This window comes from Streptomyces sediminimaris (genome assembly GCF_047049295.1).
GTDB lineage: Bacteria > Actinomycetota > Actinomycetes > Streptomycetales > Streptomycetaceae > Streptomyces > Streptomyces sediminimaris.
The window spans coordinates 86,057-104,100 of record NZ_JBJWOT010000004.1; the positions used below are offsets into that span (position 1 = coordinate 86,057).

The following is an 18,044-nucleotide window of genomic DNA, read 5'->3' on the forward strand; positions in this document are numbered from 1 at the left end:
CGTACAGAGTGGCCTGGGCGCGACCACAACGGCATGATCGGGGCATGTTCGACAAGCTCCGCCGCCGTCGCCCCCGCGCAGCGGCTCTGCCCGCTCCGCATCCGGCCCCGGCTTCCCCGGTGGTGGCCGACGCTGCCCTCCTCGCCCGGGTCGACCGCGTACGCTCAGCCCTCGCCGCCGCCGGCGTCAATCTCGACGAGCTCGGCGCCGCTCCGGCACCCACCTGGTTCGCTCACCTGCAGGACGGTCACCGCCTGGTGCTCGGCCCGGCGGAGCTGAAGGAGACAGCCGGCCATCTTCCCGGGATCGCAGTGGAGGCCGTCCTCTCCGACGAGGCCTGCACGAGGCTCCTCAGCCACATCGAAGTACTCACCACCCTGCGGGACCTCAAGGAAGAAGGGCTCGACCTGCGCTTCTGCCACGGGGAGCTCCCCGATGCGTCAACGGTGCGGTCCCTGGCCGACTACGTCCGCGATCAGGTCGCTGCCGCGGCCGCAGGCAACGACGACGCGGCCGCGAATCCCGGGCACGCCGCCTAGCTCTGAGGCGCGTGGTGGCGCGTGGGCGTCGTGGCGGTCTGGCGGTGCTTCTCGCTACCGTCGCCGGATGACCTTCAATGATGAGTTGGCCACCGGCTTACGACCGAGCGAGGCACCGACCGGGGTGATCGTCAGCGCGCTGCGCTGGGACCTCCTGAACGAATGGGTCCGATACCTGAACGACGACAAGTACCCGGACAAGACGGCCGAGAAGTCGTACGTCTGGGGCTTCATCAACCGGGACTTCGGCGGCGACGCGCTGCGGTGCCTGTGGAGCAAGCACGAGACCAGCTACCCCATGTTCGCCGAGACGGTGTGGCTGCTGCACCGCGACTTCTGCGAAGGCGCCGACACAGAGGATCACCCGCTCTTCGCCGACCTGCCGCCGATTCCCGCCGACGTCCTGTTCCGGAAGATCGCGAACTCCTCCGCGATGGCCTTCCGGAAACTGACCGAGGCCGAGATGGTCGAGATCCTCCGCAAGGCACCGCAGGACTACGCCGCGATGCGGTAAACGCCCGCCCTGAACGCTGACGGCCCCGCCCTGGGGTACGCCTGATGGGCGGGGCCGTCCATGGCACCTCGCCCACCGGGTGTCCCCGTCCTGCCCCTCGTCGACCTGCTGTTCAGCGCGGTGATCTTCGGCGCAAGACCGTCTTCCGTGACCGAGAGCCACCCGTCAGACTGGCCACCAGGCCTAGTGATCAGGGGGACACATGGGGTTAGAGCCCACCGAGCTGTCGGAGGCCATCAAGGCGGTTCGCGCCGGGCTGGCGGCCGCGCAGCAGGACGGGGACGGCTCCCCGATCCGGTTCACGGTCAAGGACATCGTGCTGGATCTCGGCATCGAACTGCGGCAGAGCGCCTCGGCTGGCGGCGGGGTGAAGGCGTTCGTCGTCTCCGCCGATGCCCGCGGCGAACGCGCGAGCACCGCCACGCACCGGATGACCGTCACCCTCCAGGTCGAGGCGAGCCCGGCAGGCCGGGACGTACTCATCGGCGACACGGGTCGCGGTCTGGACCCGGTGCCCGCTCCCCCTCGCGGCATGTAGCCCCGGGGCAGGGGCAGCCTGGTGGAAGTACGCACGGTCGAAGTCATCAACCCCCGTGTCCCGACGTTCGGTTCGGGCGTCCTGGTCGCGCCGGGACTGGTCCTGACTGCCTACCACGTCGCCTGCCCGGGCGGAGACCGTGAGCCCGTCACCGTCCGGGACAAGCGCGGCCAGGCAGCCGAAGCGACCATCGCGTGGGCGGACGCGGACCTGGACGCCGTCCTGCTGCAGACGGACCGCACGGTGCTGGGGGCCAGCCTCCCCATCGTCCGCTTCGGTGAGCTGACCTGCGACTATCCGGACGCGCGGCCGGTGTGCTCCATGACCGGCTTCCCCCGGGCCCTGCGCAGACCGCACCCCACACTCCCGGACGCGTTCGTCGACGAGGTCCTGGCCGTCGACGGGAACATCAAGCCGGCCACCTCCTCCCGGCGCGGCTACTACGGCTTCGAGCTGACCAACACGTCCCTGGACTCGGCCGAGTTGTGGCAGGGCATGTCCGGTGCGGGAGCCTTCTGCAACGAGCGGCTTGTCGGGGTGGCCACCTTCGCCTCCGACTTCCGGCACGGCGGCCTGCTCCACTTGATGCCCGCCGCCCGCCTGTTCGCCTCTCCCGCCTTCACCGACACCGTCACCGCGGTGACCGGCATGACCCCCCAGCTGCAGCCCGCCGACCTTCGCCTCCTCCTCGACGACGTCCGCGACCCTCGCCTGTCCACCTCCTACCTGCTCAACGCACGTTCCGCCGTCGTGCCGCTGACCGGCATGACGGCGCAGCTCGACGCCCTCGAAGCCTGGTGCCGTACGAGCCGCCCCACCGACGTCACCGCCGTCACCGGGATCGCCGGCATCGGCAAGACCCGGCTGATCACCGAGCTGATACACCGCCTGGGCCAGCCCCGCCCCGGCAGCCCCACGGCCCGTGGATGGACTGGCGGCTTCCTCGCCGACAACCCCCTCCAGCAGCCGCCCCACTACCGCATGCTCGCCACCAGCAAATACCCGCTGCTCCTGGCCGTCGACTACGCGGAGACCCGCCGCGACCAGGTCGACCAGGTCCTCGACGTCCTCGCCGCCCGCGACACCAGCCAGCCCGTACGCGTCCTGCTCCTGGCACGCGGCCGCGACAACTGGTGGCCCTCACTGCGCCGCGCCCGCCAGGGCACCGCCGTGATGAGCACCGGCGCCACCGTCGACGTCGACCCGGCCGACGCGCTCGCCGAGACCACCACCGAGCACGCCTTCGACACCGCCAAGCACGCCTTCGCCGAACGGATCCACACGCTGCGAAGCGCCGGCCTCGGCGACGACTGGGCCACCTCTCCCCTGCTCCCGGACACCCCCGACACCAGCACCGGCCCCGTGTTCACCGCGGCCGCCGAACCGGCCGACGACACGGTGATCTCCCTGCACATGGCCGCCCTCGCCGACGTCCTTGCCTCCCTCCACGACGACTTCGCCCGCTACGACAACCCCATGGACGTTCTGATCGCCCACGAGGTCAGCTACTGGAAACGGATCGTCGAAGCACGTGGCGAGCACTTCGACGAGAAGCTGATGCGCACCCTCGTCGCCGTCCAGACCGTCACCGGCGCCACGAAACTCCACAACGCGCAGGCCGCGGTCACCGCCGGCTTCGACGTCCACCACGCCGGCTTCCCCGACGCCGCACCCAACGACCGGCGCCTGCTGGCCGCGTACGAGGACATCCTCACCGCCGCCTACCCCTCCGGCGACGGAGCCCACTGGGGCTCCATGGGCCCCGACCTGCTCGGCGCGGCCCTCGTCGCCGACGTCGAGGACACCAGCGGCGGGCAGTTCATCGAACGACTGCTGCCCCACCCCTACCTCGAAGAACACCAGCAGCACCGCGCCCTGACCGTCCTCGCCCGCGCCACCCCCACACAGCCCGTACTCGCCGCCGGCGCGGCCCGTGCGGTCGCCGCCGCACCCGACAAGCTCCTGCCCCTCGCGGCCCAAACGGTCGCCGCCGAACTCGATACCGACATCGCACGGGACTGGCTGCACGGTCTGCAGGACGCCCTCGACGAGCGCGCCCAGCAGCCGGACGCCGACCCTGACCTCCACACTTGGGCCACCAACCTGGTCAGCACGTCCCTCACCCAGGTCGAGACCGGCCTGGGAGACTACTTCGACTCCCTCGATCAGCAGCAACCGTCACGGGACGAGCCCGAAGAGGAACCGGGAATCGACGACGGCCCGGACGAAGACGGCCTGGACGGCGACGGCGACGCGTCCGACGAAGACGACCTCGACTGGGACCAGGACGAGGACGAGGACGCCGACGACGAGCAAGAAGGGAATAGGGAGGAGACGGCCGACAGGGACGACGGTCCTGATCGAACCCCCGTCGCCCCGGCCACCGCCGGCACGCCCGCACCCCGGCCCACCGAGGTCGTTCACCCGATCACGAGCCGGGCCGCCCGGATCGCCCTCACTACCGTCGCCCTCGGACACCTGGCCTGCGTGGCCTTCATCACCGGCAACGTGGCCTACTTCTCCCCCTACGCCAGCGAGCCGACCTTCTGGCTCCTGCCCCCGTCGATCATCTGCGCGCACCTGTTCATCGGCAGCTTCTACGGCCACCGGCAACTGCCCGCCGCCCCCGCCATCCTGATCGCCCCGCCCGTGGTCCTCCTCATGACCGTCGGGTTCGGGCTGATGTTCAGCGACGTCCACAGAGCCAACATCAACCCCATCGTGATGGGGGTCGCGTGGGCCAGCCTCTTCTCTCCCGGGATGCTCGCGCTCACGTACGCCTTCCGGGCCTGGTTCGGTCAGATCCAGTTCACCGACGCGTAGTACGACCTCGACGTACTACATCAGCTCAGGCGGGAAGTGCGGAGGCACTCCTGGACCGTACGTCCGGTGCTATGACCGTGCGGTGGAGATGTACGAACGAGAGCGGTCCGCGGTCGTGCCGCCGACGTCCGCCACGGCCGTCCATGCCCCGGCCGCGGGCAGGTGCCCGTACGCGGCGAGATAGGTGGGGATCCACGCGTCCGCGCTGCCGTCCAGGCAGTGCAGGAGGGCCGCTCCGCTCGGCAGCAGTGTGGCCGCCATATCCCTCGCGATGTCGAAGGCCTTCTCAAGGGTGGGGATCTCCGTGCACCGTACTGCGTCTTCAGGAGGACGCCCGACCACCATGACGGTCACCTGCCACTGATCGCCCGTCATCCGCTCGTAGTTCGCGAATCCACCCGGCCCGTTCTGGAGATTCGCGTGCATGTCGGCCGCGGAGGCCTGCTCCTGATCGACCGCCGTGACCATCCATCCAGCAGACGCCTCGACGTGCTCCTCGGAAACCTGCCCGAGATCCACCGGCCGCTCCCGCCGGGGCTTGTTCGCCTTCACCCGTCCCATCACAACTCCATCCGAATCGCGGCGACTTCCACAGGCCCAACGAGGCCGTCGCCCCGAGCGCACGGTCTCAGTCCGGGCCGTCCGCCGGCGCACAGCCTCTTGACGTTGATCCGGATCTGAGCGCATCGTGGCGCCTCGATCGGAAACCGCACCAAGGGGGCCTGCTGTGACGTTTGCGTGGCGCTACTACGTTCGCCCCGACGGCTCCTTCTGCCGCCTCATGAACATCGACGGGTCACTCGACTCGATGAGCGATGAGGACCTCGCCCGCCTGCCCCACGTGGGCACGCCCGAGAAGACGGAGCCGACCCCCTGCTCTCGGTGTGCGCAGGATCTGCTCCTGTACTGGAACGGGCCGGCGATGACCGGGGTCTGGCTGGAGCTGTGCCCGATCTGCGACGCCAGCCGCCCCGCCGCGACTGCCCTCATCGCCTGGATCCGCGACTCCGACCGGCGCCCCGCCGACTTGCCGCAGCTCTTCGACGACTGGGAGTCGGAGACCATGCAGGCTCTCGGGTGGTCCTTCGTCCCCGCCGCCGGGGCGCCCGCCGACCTGCCGTCGTACGAAGGGCATGCTCCGCGAGGACACGGCTGACGACGGGCGGAACCGGAGGCTGTGGGCGACCCGGGCTGCAGACGGCCGGGACGACGCGTCGGGATGGTGCCCGCGTCAGCCGACGGGCTGGGGAACTTGGTCGAAGTAGAGCCGGATCGGCACCCGGCCCGCAAGCCCGCCACCCCTCCCCGAAGAGCCGGGCCCGGGGGGCGGCAGGCTCGGGCAGCCCGCACGTCAAGGCGAGGGGCCCCGGCGGCGGGCAGCATCGGCCGGACGTAGCCCGCACCGCCGGGGCACTGACGCAGTCTCCCCCATGCCGTGGCGTGGCCCGCATCGACGGGCAGCAATCGGCCAAGAACCTATCCGTCGTCAACGCTTACGTACGGCAAGTCCACCGCGACCGACACCGCAGCCAGCTCTGCGTGGAAGCCGTGCCGTATCCGCCGATCTGTGACGTTCTGTGACGGGTAGTCACGCCAGTGCAGCTATTCCACGTACCCGCGGACGACGACCTGCGCGACGTACTCGAAGCAGACGCCCAGCAAGTCCACCGCCACTGGCACCACCATTAACCGCACGCGAGTGGCTCGCGCGCCGGACTCGCCGAAGGGCCCGGAACTCCTTGGTGGCTGGCCCCGGGTGTACCGCACTGGTGTGCCTGCGTGTGGTCGGGGTCGGCCAGGAGAGCTGTCCTCAGGGCGTAGGGCGCCTGGAGGTCTGGGCCTGCCGCCAGTCGGCGGATCAGGGCGTCAGTCCGCTCCTGGTCGCCGGCCCGGACCGCCGTGACGATGCAGGGTATGCAAACCGGATCAGCGTTCTCTGGATGTGTGTTCGCCTGCCGCATGGGGTGGGGATGTCCTCCACGCCACCCTCCCTACGCACCGCGGTCACTCGTTCGGGTGGTTGGTTCGCGTTCCGCATGCACGAACGGAACAGCTGCGGACTGCGAGGGCGCCTCCGATTCGGCCGGCTCTGGGCTGAACCGTCGAGCGGGCGGAATGCCCGCTGTAGTCGCGGTCGCTCCTCACCCGTACGGACCAACTCGCCATGCCCGGCGGGACTTTGGGAACTGTAGAGGTCGCCACTGACAATCGGCCCTGGTGTGCGCGTTCATGCAGTACGCCGGTCAGCGGCAGTCTGGTCACCAGCTGTGGTGCCGGCTCGTTGGGCGCGCTCGTCGCGGGCACGGCGTAGCGCCTGGGCGTGCGTGACCTTGGCCTCGCGGCGGCGCTTGGCCTGGGTGATCTCGACCGAGCCCGGGTCCGGATCGGGGAACGCACGTCGGCTCTGTTCGCGCAGGGCTCGGGTCTGTGACTCGATGGCTTCGGCGATGGCCGGGTCGACGTGTCGATCGGGCCGGGCTGCCTGGTGCGCGGCGAGCGCCTGGTGGTAGCCGTCCGAGGCGGTCTCCCGGGTATGCACCGGTCCGGCGGGCTCGGTCGGGCGCGGGTCCGGGTCGGCGGCCGCCGTGGCGGGGCCGGCCTTGCCGGTGGGCGTGAGGACGTTGAGGGTGCGCACGTTCGCGTCCGGCACCGTCGTGTTGACCGCCTCGATCAGCTTCGGCGTACTCCAGCGCAGTTTCGTGCCGTACGCGGGGGCCTCGGGGGCGACGTCGAGGCGGCCGGTGTCCGCGTCGAACGCGACGGCCTGGACGTGACCGGCTAGTTCGGGCGCGGTCGCGGCGAGGATGTCGCCGAACTGGGCGAGGACGCTGCCGCCGGCGGCCGGGGCGACCATGCCGCGCTCGGTCATCATCATCGTGATCGCCGTGCCGAGCCCGAGCGGTTCGCGGCCGTCGCGCCGCACCACCTGCGTCCGGGACCGCTTCGGCTTCGTCTTCTGGGTGCTGCCGCCGTTCTTCTTCGCCGCCTCCCGGGCTGCGGCCAGGGCCTGGCGGGCGAGGTCGACCCCGCTCATTTCTCCGGTCACGCGATCACCGCCCCAGCGGTCTCGCCGTCCAGCGGGCGCGCGGCCAGCTCGGTCAGCCGGGCCGACCACGGCGCGGCCGCCGGCTGCTCGGTACGGTCCGCGGTCCGCTCGCGCAGTTGCTCTAGCCGCACCGTGAGCAGGTACTCGGCGGTGCATTCCCGGGCGGCGTCGGCTGCCGTTGTCGCGGCGGCGACCGCGTCCGCGCCGTTCGGGTTCGCGCGGAACCACCTGCGGTTCTGCTCGGTCCTGTACGCCCGGCGGGCTTCTTCCTCCGCCTCCGGAGTGTGGCCCAGTCGGCGGAGCGCGCTGCTGCGGTACTCCGGCAGCGCCTGCTCCACGGTCTGGCAGGCGTTGAACGCGAGCACGGACGCCGCCGCGACCGGGTCCGCCTCCAGCTCGCCCGGCTCCATCAGCCCAAGGAACTGCTGGTGGGTCGCCTCGATGTCGGCTTCCAACGTCGAGCGGACGTGCGCGGCCACCGTGGCGACGTCGGCGGCATCGTCCAGGTCGGCCGCCCAGGTCGCCGCGACCAGCCCGGCCTCCACGATCGCCGCCTCAGTCCGGCGCCGAAGACCGCACGCCTCGCACAGCCCGGCCGACCGGCCCTGCCCGCAGTCCCCGCACGGCAGCTCCTGCCGCACCGCTTCGGCGGCCGCCGCCTCCTCGCGCTCGCGCTCCCCCCGCTCCCGGGCAGCCGCACGAGCCGCCTCCCGCCGGGCCCGCTCCGCCAACGCCTGCTCACGGCGCCGCACGAAGTCCTCCGCCTCCACCACGGCGTACTCACGCAACCGGTCCTCGAGGACCCGACGGCGCTCCGCCACACCGAGGCCGGGCAGCTCCCGGTCAATGTCGGCCGCGAGCTGCACCCGGCGAGCACGGCGGATGTGGATCACGTTCCCGCAGTTGTCGCAGTCGCCGCCGGTGTCCAGCCGGATCCCGTCGTCGCACCGCACGTCCGAGCACGCCGGCCGCTGCACCAGGCCCCGCCGCGTGATCCAGCCGAACGGGCTGCTCACCCGCGCCTCGCCCCCGACTTCCTCCAGGCGGTCGGTGAGCCGGTCGGCCAGCAGCCGCGGCGCACCCTCCGGCTGCATCAACAGGTCCTTCAGCCGCTCCAGCTCGGCGTTCACGGCCGCCACGACCTGGTCCTGCTGCCAGCGGTTCAGCCCCGCCCACAGCCACGCCACCGGCCCCAGAGCAACCCGCAGACCAAGATCCTTGGGGAGGTCCACCCTCCCCTGCTGGCGCGTCTTTCCACCCGCCACGGCCTTCGGTCCGCCACTGGCCGGGGCCCCGGCAGCATGTTGCCCACCGTGCTCTTCGACCGCGGACTTGTCAGGCTTTTCCCCGCGAAGCGGGCCTACCTCGGCTACCGCCGACGTTGCCTCGGCAGCGGAATCCTCGCTGTTGACGGCCTGGTCTTCACGCACGCACGCGCGCTCCGGCCGACGGCCCTCACCCCCACGGCCTTCGCCGGAAAAGCCCCCAGAGAGCGGGAGAGGAACGACGGGAGTAACCACAGAAGCGTGGTCTGCGTGGAACTCTGCACCATCGGGACGCTCCTGATCTCCCGCCTTCACGGCCCCTTCGGCACCACAAACCCCAGGTGTACCAAGGGAATTCGCGTCCTGGCCAGGAGCAAGATCTCCGCCTGCACCATCGGGACGCTGCGAAAAATCGGACTCAGGGCTCTGGACAGCCTTCACAGGAGTCGGAATCCGGCCGTACGCGCGAGCGATGGGCAGCAGCATGACCCGGCCACGACCATTCATCCGCGTCACCGTCGCCTTCCGCCCCCGGGAGACCACACCGGCCTCCGTCAGCCGCGCCAGCACCTTCCGCGCACCGGACGGCGAGCACCCCAGCAGCCGCGACAGCGTCGCCGCCCCACGCCCCTCCTTCTTCCGCACCGAGCCGCCACACAGCTGCAGCCAGCCCGACGCCCGGGTATTCAGAACCATCAACAGCAACCCAAGCCGATCGGTCGCCGCACCCTTGCCCGTACGGCCGGCCAGCAGCCCCGGAGGCGTCGCCTCCTTGCCCTCCGGTGCCCAGCCCGGCCCGAACAACGCCTCCAGCAGGCGCAGCAGCACCGCCAGCTCCACCTTCGACAGCGCCAGCGGATGCGCCGCTCCTACGTCCTGATGCGCACGCCACAGCGGCATGACCAGGCAGTCCAGCCCGACCGGATGCCCCTCATCGTTGATCACCATCCTGGTGTGCAGGGCGTCGGCCTCCCGCAGCACGGGCAGCACGTCGTGATGGACCGTCGACTCCGTCATGCCCAGCCACCGGCCCAGCTCCGCCCCCCAGATGTACGACAGGAGGTCATCCTTGCGACCCTCCGGTGCCCGCGACTTCGCGTACAGCACCACCGCCGCCAACCGCGCAGCATCCCCGAGCCCAGCCAGAGAAGGATCCGCCAACAGAGCCCGGATCGCGGCCAGCAACCGCAGCCGCATCCCCCGACCCAACCGCAGCGCGTCATTCAGACCCCCACCCGGCAGCAACCGGAGACCTTCCCGCGGCGTGGGAAGGTCCGGAGCGTCGACCACGGGAGAGTTGAGGAACGCCGGCGGCACCGCGGCCGATGCCGCAGCGCCGCTCATGCCCCTGCCTCCAGAACAGGCACAAGCCGCACGCCGGTCGCCGAACGAGCGCGACTAGCCCCGCCGAGTGCCAGCGGATGCCCAGGCCCATGCTCCACAACCGGATCAGCGGTCTCCGGAACCGAATGCGGCCGACGACGCCCCGACGACTGGCGGTCGACCGGCACAGCAACGGCGCTCACCTGGGTGCCCCAGGAAAAGCGCGCACAAGACCGCGTCCCAGTCCGCTCACATGGCGGAGTGGGCGGTCGATGGGGAAACTGTGACCGGTCCAACGGCGCAATATGCGCCAATCGGGCATGGATGGGCTGACAAAGGGCAGCGCATGCTGCAACATTGGGGAGTGCCTCGCTTCGATATCGAGGTGGGCATAACGAAGGGCTCTTTGGCGCTTCGTCGGTTCTCTCCGAACCAAGATCGAACTGTTCGGCCGGCGGCTACCGGACGAGCAATCCCTTCAGGGGGTCGGCAAACTCCCTGGTGGCAGATGGGACGCCATCAGCCGAGGTGACGGCGAATCACCTGGGTGGCCGGGCGTCCCGGCGGCTGGAAGACCCGCTCAGCGGGCGCCGCCATCGCAACTACCTCATCCCGCCCCCTTCCGGGGCCGAGGTACGCCCGCAGCCGGATAGGCGCGGGAAGACAGAGTGGGCACCCAGCCGGAGCGACGCACGAGTCATCGCTGCCACGGGGGGTGCCTGTCGGTGGGTACGGGTATCCTGCACCGTGTCGAGACCTTCCCTGGATAGGTCTGCGGCCGTGCCCCGGAGCTCCACCTCGCGGGGCTTAACCATGTCCATATCGATCTTATTCAGGGACACGGTACCCCTCTGCGATCCCACGGCGACACCCCGGTACCGCTCGTGTCGCCAATAGGATTCCGTCTCCTGACGGGTCGCCAGAACCCCCCGATGACCTGCCCCGCTCCCCAGCCAAGGCGTCACCCGGGCATGATGAGCGGTATGCATGTGACGCAGACGCCCAGGCACGACGATCCCCTCGACGTGGAGACCTTCGCTCGCCCTGAGCAGCGGCGCCGCTATGTCGCGGCCATGAAGCGCATCGCTGCTGAGCGCTGCCCTGGCACTCCGGTTCGTGTTTACGTCAGCGCTGGCCCCAAGACTGTCAACGACTCGAACTGGCCGCGCTTGCTGAAGCGCATCACCGAAGACCTGCCCGCCGGTGTCGAACTCCTCCACTACCGCACCGCATTCGAGGAGAACTCGTACGACTGGGACTCGTTCGCAGGCCAGCTCGACGGGCTCGTCGTCATCGGCCGGTCCAAACGTCTCGGGAGCCGCGTACACGTCCTTGGCCCCGTCGCGCGCCTCGAACTCCGCTCGCTCATCGCGAGCAAGCCCGTCCTGCTGTTCACGCACAACCTCGGCCTGGTGCCGGCGATCGACTGTCTGAGTCAGGTCATGCCCCCGTCCGAGGCGCCGCGGCTCAAACTGGTCGCTCCGAAACGTTGGGACCGCGACTCGGCCACGCTCCACGCAGCACTGGACGCCGTTCGTCCGAACGGCGCCACCGGGCAGGAGCCTGATGTGATCGAGCGCGCGCAGGCTCACCTGGTGGCTCCGTTCGCCGCTGGTACGAACTGACCGTTGATGACAGGGCGGGGGCGTCCAGCACCGCGGGAGTTCCTCTCGGCGGTCATCAACGAGAAGCTGAAGCCCGAGGCCACGCACTCCTGCAACGACAGACACTGCGGCTGCGGACAACAACTCATGGTCATGTTCCTCGGCGTCTAGTACCAAGGCTCGCGCCTCGCGTGCGATGGCCGCGTCGACCGAGAGCCTGGCCTCGGTCGGCTGCAAAAATCAGGCGCGCTCCTTGGGCGCGTAGCGGATAAGCACCACGTCGTCGATCGACCGGACCTCCAGCACCTTCATCCGTGCGGTCGTGCCGCCTGGGTAGTCGGCCGGGCCCAGGAAGCGGGCCGCTTCCGGCTGGCCGACCAGGAGCGGAGCAATAGCCAAATGCACCTCGTCCGCGAGGTTCTGGGCCATGAGCTGGGTGTGGATGGTGCCACCGCCCTCCACCATTAGCCGACCGATTCCGCGGCGACCGAGCTCATCGAGGGCCTGCTCCCAGTCGAGTTCCGGTCCGACGCTGACCACATCGGCCAGTCCGTCCAGCGTCGCGCGAACCTTGTCCACTGCGCTGTCCACGGTGATCACGAGCTTGTCGCCCCCGTGGTGCCAGAAGTTCAGGTTGGCGTCCAAGTCGCCGGACTTCGTGACTGTGACTTTCAACGGGTACGCAGGCTTGCCCTCTGCGACCCGCTGAGCACGGCGGGCCTCGCTGTTGACGAGCAGACGAGGGTTGTCCTTGCGCATTGTGGTCGCGCCGATGAGTATCGCGTCGCACGAGGCGCGTACCTCATCGACACGGTCGAAGTCCTCGGCGTTGGACAGGCGCAGCCGTTCGGGCGTGGCGTCGTCCAGGTAGCCATCGACGCTCGTGGCGGCGGAAAGGAGGACGTAGGGGCGTGTGGTCATCAGATTCGCATTCCGTTTCGTTTCAGACTTCGTGCGGGAGCACAGCGTCGAAGGCCGAGCGGAACTCGGCTACTTCCGGCTGGCGCTGCCACGGGAGGAGCGCCGAGTCCAGGCGGGAGAGTTCCTTGAAGATCCGACCAGATCCGGTGTCTTCAGCCACGGTGAGGGCCTGAAGCCCAACCGCGGCAGCCTGTTCGGGAACGCCGGCCCCGGCATGAGCCACAGCTGCGCGTGCCAGGTACACCCCCCTGTCGCGGTGGTATCCCTCAGGCAGCGCTGTGATCGCCGACATGAAGATTTCCGCGGCCTGGTCGTGCTTGCCCAGCGCCTCCAGGCTCTGCGCGCGGTGCACCTCCACGTACTGGGAGTTCAGCCATACACCCCAGGGGGTCGGATCGCCGGTGATACGGTCCAGGGCGCCGTGGACGTCGTCGATCGCACGTTGGCTCTCCGAGGCGTCGCCGCGCAGCGCGTGTCCGTAGGACTCGTATGTCCGGGCGACCGCCGCGAGTCGGGACCGCGGCCGCGCCAGCCGCTGAGCAGCCTCAGCCAGATCGATCACGTCGACCAGGTCGCGCGTCTCACCGGCCAACTGAGCCTTACGGGCCATGACATACGAGGTCAGGTCCCCGTCTCCCACCGTGTGGCTCCAGTCGAACGCCCGGTCCAGCCAGAAGCGAGCATGGTCGAAGTCGCCCAGATCCTGGTAGAGCCAGCTGGCGAACTCCGCGAACTGCGTCTGGAGCTCCATAAGGTCGTGCCGGTCGACACCTTTGGCCTCCCGGCGTAGCTCCTTGATGACCTCGATGTAGTCCCGAACGTCCTCGAGGGCCCGTGCGGGCCCGAGCATGTTGTCGCTGTCGATCAGCAGTCGGCGCAGGTGCTTCAGATGCTCAACCGGCGTGCCGCCGTACGCGGCCGCAGATCGTGCCCTCCGAACGAGCCCCGGCACGGTGCCTGGGTCCGCGGCCGCCGGAGTGCTCACGCCGAATGCAGCCGCCGCACCGATGCCCACTCCGCCGCGCAACACGTCGCGTCGATCGAGCGCCACGAATACCACCGATCCATCCCGTAGACGAGCGGGGACACAGATCCCCGCATCGTCCGACGTTGCCTGCTCGGCTACGGCGGTGACCAGGTCCGAAGGCATTTTGGAAACATGGTGGGCCGGATTGGACACATGGACACGAGGCGTGGAAACACCACGTACCTCGGCATCAGCCTGTTCCCAGGCACGCAAGATCGCGCCGCACACGTCCAGCTCGCGGTCGCAAGCCGCCGCGATCTGACGCGACGGAGCTTGCTGTCCCCGCTCGAGCTTCGAAAGGTACGAGCGTGTGGCGTGGACTCGTTGACCGAGCTGTTCCAGAGACAGTCCGCGGGCCTCACGCATGCCTCGCAGCTCTGCACCCCAGCGGTGCCACGGCGACTTCTCCGGCGTTAACTCGGCCGGCCGCTGTCCCACGTCACTCCCCCCGGATGTGTCCTATGTAGCCAACTGGGTTTGGCTACATGCCAACCGTAGAAGAAACCGGAACCGGGGCCTACACCTGAGCTGACGGCGTATCCAGCCGCAACAAGCAACTTCTGCTCCGGGAGGGCGCCATGACCGAGCTGCAATGCGGCGTCGCATGATTCGGGAGCGTCGAGCTGCTCTGCCCTTGCATGAGGGCAGGCCCCTGCTCTCATGGCTGAAGGTCCGTGGTTCATCCGCGGAGGGTCAGCTTGGGGCCGATTCCGCGCTCTTCGCCTGCGGGTCGCTGGAAGAGAGCGCCGCTTTGACGGCCCGTTGCTTCGACGGTTCGCACATGAGTGAAACCGCGCGAGCTGTAGTAGTCGTGGAGGCCTCCGTTGTCCCGCCAGGCGTCGAGACGCAGCCACTGCTTGCCTTGATCTGCGGCAAGTCGGCTTGCCCAGTCGAGCATGGCGGAGCCGAGTTCCAGGCCGCTGACGTCGCGGCGTACGGCCATGCGATGTACGTACAGGGCCGGTTCAGCAGCCTCATCGGGTCTCCAGAAATCGGAGTCTGCGTGTTCGTCGACCGTGACGGTGGCGATGGGGAGGCCATCGTCTTCGACAATCCAGCACTCGCCAGCGGCGATGTTCTCCTGGATCCGTTCAGCGCGGGGCGGGTACTGCCACTGATCACTTCCGCGGTCTCGCAGCCAGGAGGCTGCGTGGTTCCAGAGGTCGATGACGGTCCCCAGGTCGTCCTCCGTGGCGGGGCGGATCACAGGGTCGGAGCCGAGCGAGGGGCGGCTGCGTTCATAGGTGATGACGTGACGATCTCCCGGCAGCACGTTGACGACGGAGCGTACTGGCGTGCCGTCCTCGGTGTAGCCGGTGCAGACGTGTACGGCGACCGGTGTCCCAGGGCCAAGTTGGAGCCGATCCGCCTCATCGGGAGTCGGCATACGGATCTGGATCTCGTCCAAGGCGCGGACCTGCTCGTAGCCGAGTTCGGCGAGAACGGTGTTGGCGCCGCGGGCGATGTCGTCAGGGTTCATGATCTCGCTGTCCTGAACCCGGGACAGGGGGAAATGGGAGTCGTTGGTGTTGTACGGGATGCCGTCAACGAACCGCACACGACGCCGGACAGCCACGAGCTCCCCTTCGGGCAGCCGGAGCCGCTCGCGGATCTCACGGCTCGGCGTGATGACTCGTACCTCGATGTGCTGGCTGGCTTCCCGGCCGTCCTCGGTCATCTGGGAGAGGAATGCGTCCATCTCGGGCGACAGCGGCCGCTTCGAGAACTCTGCTTGAGGGCGGTAGACCATGGGGCGGCGGCTGCGGACGAAGTACCCGCGCGGACGGTCACTGATGATCAGACCCTCGTTCACCAGGACTTTCAGCCCTTGAACAGCAGTCGACCGAGTGGTGTTCCACTCGGTCGCGATCTCGGCTTCTGTCGGCAGCCGTGCGCCTGGTCCGTGCATACCCTGAGCGATCTCGGTGCGGATCTTGTCCGCGATGCGCTGGTAGAGGGCTCGAGGCCTCCCGCTGACTGCCATAGGACAGATCTACAGGTGGGCGCAATGAGTAGTCAATCTATCTGATCTCGGTTTTGCTCTTGACGATCACCTACTGACGGTGTCAGCATCGTCTCATCACGCATTGACTAGTCAATCTACTTCAACTAGTTCATGCCACATCCAAATAGCGCAGCCTGCTCGCCATCGCTTACATGCGGCGCCGGGGTGACCGACCTTCGAGGTCGACACGATGTCCCCCGACGGGGTTGAGCAGGGCAGCCAAGACAGCAGTTGCGCTGCCTGTCCTCCACGATCCGACCTGCGGGTTTCCGCTGTGCGGCTCCTGGTTGGCAGGGAACGCAGCCCATGTCAGTCCCCCGCCAAGGAGCCCGTCTTGCGTGTCAGCAAGCTCCCCCCGTACCGGCTCAGCGACTTCCGGCCCCAGAACGTCAACCTCCGCGAAGGCGAGGTTCCGACTCTCCGTTGCCCGGAGTGCGAGGCCTGGCACTCGATCAAGCGCAGTCTCCTGACGCCGCACTACCCGGAGCCCGGGAAGCGGTGCTTGGGAAGCGCGCGGCGCATCGAGTTCGACATGACCGTCGAGGAGTGGGGTGCCGCTCTGGTCGAGGGCGCTCTTGAGGCTGGCGCGCGGCGGAGTAAGCAGCAGTTCAGCAAGCCGACCCCGCCCTCGGGGTCGGCAGTCCACCGCCTGCCCCGTACCACCCAGACGCCGCTTGAACGTGCGCGTCAGGCGATCGCGCGTCACCAGGTCGACTGCAAGATCTGCTCGGGTGGCAAGAAGTGCCGGATGACCGTGCTCCTCGCCCAACACGAGGCGGGCCGGGCGGGGTTGGCGGCGCTGGAGCGTGCGCTGCGTGCGGTCGCCCGCCACCGAGTCGGGTGCGACGACTGCCGGCGAGGCGAGTTCTGCCCGCTGGGCTACGAGCTGGCCGAGCGCAAGGTGTGGACGGAAGAGACCCGCGAGGACATCGTCCGCCAGCAGGTCCGCGAGCAGCAGGAAGAGCAGAACTGGGAGCGTCGCCGCGATCGTCGCCTCGCCAGCCGGCGGGCGACGGACTGGCGGCGCGTGGGGCCCGCGGTCCGGCGTACCGACCAGGTCCGTGCGCAGCGCCCGGTGGGCACCGACTCCCCGAACGACCACACCAGCGTCCCGCTGGAACCGGTCCACATCTCGCGCTGACACGGAGGGGCTCCATGAAAATCGTCGAACCCGGCACATACGACTTCGCCCTCGACGTCACCTTCCCGGCCGCGATGAAGACCGGCTACCGAGGGTCGAGCGGCAAGCTCACGGTCAAGGACCCGGTGGCGAAGGACGCGCTGGCCAAGCGGCTCACGGACCGCCTCACGGATCTGGCCGGCAAGGACCTCACGGTCACGCGGCTGGAGCTGACCCCCACGTCGGGGCCGACGGTCGCGGAACAAGCGGTCATCGACTACACGGACTGCATCCGGGTCGCCGCCGAGCACGTGGACTCCTGCCTGTCTTGCCAGAGCGAGCAGTACTGCGAGACGGGCGAACCGATCCTGTACCACTTCGAGTTGGCGCTGGACCGCTACCAGCGGCGCGAGAGCCTTCTCGTCTGATCGCCGAGCACCGTTGGACCTGCGTTACCTGTGATCGCCGCCCGTGTGACGTGCGGCGATGGCGGGGGGCAGCAGGGCCTTGTCAGGTCAGCAGCCCTTGCTGGGTTGGCCTCCGCCAGGGAAGGCCAACCCAGCCCACAACCGAGTAACGAGAACGGCCCCGGGGCGCATCCCGGGGCCGTTGTCGGTCGCTTGTCGTTCATCGCGAGAGGAACACGACCTTGTTGAAGAACATGATGACATCCCCCAGGCCGATCAGTGCGCAGGGGGACGGGAATCCGAGCCAGGAGGACGAGGCGCTGCGCCGCGCCCGGGAGAACGACCAGAGGGGTGGGAGGCGGTGACCGCCACCGTCTACGGCACCGGCACCCTGCACGCCGTGGCCGTGGACGAGAGGCCGTTGCGGCCCGCCCCGGCGCCCGGGCTGGTGGTGAGTGAGCGCGAGCGCGGGTTCCGCGCTGATCTGACGGCGTCCCGCGAGGCCGTCAGCGGTGTCCGCAAGCTGACCCGGTCGATGCCGGCGTCGCACGGCGCGGACCAGGACCTCGCGGACTCCGCGGAGCTCCTGGTGTCCGAACTGGTGGGCAACGCGGTGCGGGCGAGCGCCCCGGACGCGGACGTCCGCCTGGTCGTCGAGGTGTACGCCGCGGTGGCCGGTTCGCCGGGCATTGAGGTGATCGTCCACGACACCGTGCCGGGTCGGCCGCACCGCGGTGAGGCCGCGCTGGACAGTGACGAGGCGGAGTCGGGCCGGGGCCTGGGCATCCTCGACGCGCTCACGGACCGCTGGTCCGTCGAGCCGTCGCCGGAGCCGTCCTTCGAAAAGATGATCAGGTGCCTCGTCAGCCGAGCTGAGTAGCACCACCGCCGTACGGGAGGGCGGGCGCGCGG

16 protein-coding genes are annotated in these 18,044 nt (G+C 69.2%); 10 read left to right on the forward strand and 6 right to left on the reverse strand.

What is annotated here, in order from left to right; genetic code table 11:
• The first annotated feature begins 44 nt into the window (after positions 1 to 44).
• The 4 genes from ACJ9NR_RS40990 to ACJ9NR_RS41005 all read left to right on the forward strand — a co-directional run bounded on the left by ACJ9NR_RS40990 (position 45) and on the right by ACJ9NR_RS41005 (position 4,414).
• A complete protein-coding gene (locus tag ACJ9NR_RS40990) occupies positions 45 to 539 on the forward strand; it encodes a hypothetical protein (protein WP_412512887.1) in 495 nt (164 codons plus the stop codon).
• Between the two features lie 67 nt (positions 540 to 606).
• The gene (locus ACJ9NR_RS40995; protein ID WP_412512888.1) at positions 607 to 1,053 is read left to right on the forward strand and encodes a hypothetical protein; all 447 of its coding nucleotides are present in this window, start codon (positions 607 to 609) and stop codon (positions 1,051 to 1,053) included.
• Positions 1,054 to 1,255: 202 nt separating this feature from the next.
• Positions 1,256 to 1,591, forward strand: coding sequence for a trypco2 family protein (locus ACJ9NR_RS41000; RefSeq protein WP_412512889.1), 336 nt, complete (start codon positions 1,256 to 1,258; stop codon positions 1,589 to 1,591).
• A 21-nt stretch (positions 1,592 to 1,612) separates the two neighbouring features.
• A complete protein-coding gene (locus tag ACJ9NR_RS41005; RefSeq protein ID WP_412512890.1) occupies positions 1,613 to 4,414 on the forward strand; it encodes a trypsin-like peptidase domain-containing protein in 2,802 nt (933 codons plus the stop codon).
• 69 nt (positions 4,415 to 4,483) lie between these two features.
• Here the strand turns inward: ACJ9NR_RS41005 and ACJ9NR_RS41010 are convergent, their stop codons facing one another.
• The gene (locus tag ACJ9NR_RS41010) at positions 4,484 to 4,975 is read right to left on the reverse strand and encodes a hypothetical protein (protein ID WP_412512891.1); all 492 of its coding nucleotides are present in this window, start codon (positions 4,973 to 4,975) and stop codon (positions 4,484 to 4,486) included.
• A 166-nt stretch (positions 4,976 to 5,141) separates the two neighbouring features.
• Here ACJ9NR_RS41010 and ACJ9NR_RS41015 point away from each other — a divergent pair, with 166 nt between their 5' ends.
• Positions 5,142 to 5,570, forward strand: a complete 429-nt coding sequence (locus ACJ9NR_RS41015) for a DUF6300 family protein (protein WP_412512892.1) — start codon at positions 5,142 to 5,144, stop codon at positions 5,568 to 5,570.
• 1,071 nt (positions 5,571 to 6,641) lie between these two features.
• On the opposite strand, the gene ACJ9NR_RS41020 is transcribed toward ACJ9NR_RS41015, so the two are convergent.
• Positions 6,642 to 7,460, reverse strand: a complete 819-nt coding sequence (locus tag ACJ9NR_RS41020) for a DUF721 domain-containing protein (protein ID WP_412512893.1) — start codon at positions 7,458 to 7,460, stop codon at positions 6,642 to 6,644.
• Positions 7,457 to 10,069, reverse strand: a complete 2,613-nt coding sequence (locus tag ACJ9NR_RS41025; protein WP_412512894.1) for a hypothetical protein — start codon at positions 10,067 to 10,069, stop codon at positions 7,457 to 7,459. The genes ACJ9NR_RS41020 and ACJ9NR_RS41025 overlap by 4 nt, the downstream gene beginning before the upstream one ends.
• A 962-nt stretch (positions 10,070 to 11,031) precedes the next feature.
• Here ACJ9NR_RS41025 and ACJ9NR_RS41030 point away from each other — a divergent pair.
• Both ACJ9NR_RS41030 and ACJ9NR_RS41035 read left to right on the forward strand, forming a co-directional pair.
• Entirely contained in the window at positions 11,032 to 11,673 is a 642-nt protein-coding gene (locus ACJ9NR_RS41030; RefSeq protein WP_412512895.1) for a hypothetical protein, read from the forward strand.
• Positions 11,674 to 11,676: 3 nt separating this feature from the next.
• On the forward strand, positions 11,677 to 11,823 hold the full coding sequence (locus ACJ9NR_RS41035; RefSeq protein WP_412512896.1) for a hypothetical protein: 147 nt from the start codon (positions 11,677 to 11,679) through the stop codon (positions 11,821 to 11,823).
• Between the two features lie 69 nt (positions 11,824 to 11,892).
• On the opposite strand, the gene ACJ9NR_RS41040 is transcribed toward ACJ9NR_RS41035, so the two are convergent.
• From ACJ9NR_RS41040 to ACJ9NR_RS41050, 3 genes are all read right to left on the reverse strand, one after another.
• Complete coding sequence (locus ACJ9NR_RS41040; RefSeq protein WP_412512897.1) at positions 11,893 to 12,573, reverse strand: RibD family protein; 681 nt, start codon at positions 12,571 to 12,573, stop codon at positions 11,893 to 11,895.
• Positions 12,574 to 12,595: 22 nt separating this feature from the next.
• Positions 12,596 to 14,038 carry a helix-turn-helix domain-containing protein gene (locus ACJ9NR_RS41045; protein WP_412512898.1) on the reverse strand — a complete coding sequence of 481 codons (1,443 nt, stop codon included), beginning with the start codon at positions 14,036 to 14,038 and terminating at the stop codon, positions 12,596 to 12,598.
• A 241-nt stretch (positions 14,039 to 14,279) separates the two neighbouring features.
• Complete coding sequence (locus ACJ9NR_RS41050; protein ID WP_412512899.1) at positions 14,280 to 15,584, reverse strand: GNAT family N-acetyltransferase; 1,305 nt, start codon at positions 15,582 to 15,584, stop codon at positions 14,280 to 14,282.
• Positions 15,585 to 15,939: 355 nt separating this feature from the next.
• Here ACJ9NR_RS41050 and ACJ9NR_RS41055 point away from each other — a divergent pair, with 355 nt between their 5' ends.
• The 3 genes from ACJ9NR_RS41055 (at position 15,940) to ACJ9NR_RS41065 (ending at position 18,012) form a co-directional block, all read left to right on the forward strand.
• A complete protein-coding gene (locus ACJ9NR_RS41055; RefSeq protein WP_412512900.1) occupies positions 15,940 to 16,746 on the forward strand; it encodes a hypothetical protein in 807 nt (268 codons plus the stop codon).
• Positions 16,747 to 16,760: 14 nt separating this feature from the next.
• Positions 16,761 to 17,153 (forward strand): hypothetical protein, encoded by a 393-nt coding sequence (locus ACJ9NR_RS41060; protein ID WP_412512901.1) that lies wholly within the window; start codon positions 16,761 to 16,763, stop codon positions 17,151 to 17,153.
• Positions 17,154 to 17,493: 340 nt separating this feature from the next.
• A complete protein-coding gene (locus ACJ9NR_RS41065) occupies positions 17,494 to 18,012 on the forward strand; it encodes an ATP-binding protein (protein WP_412512902.1) in 519 nt (172 codons plus the stop codon).
• Positions 18,013 to 18,044: the final 32 nt, after the last annotated feature.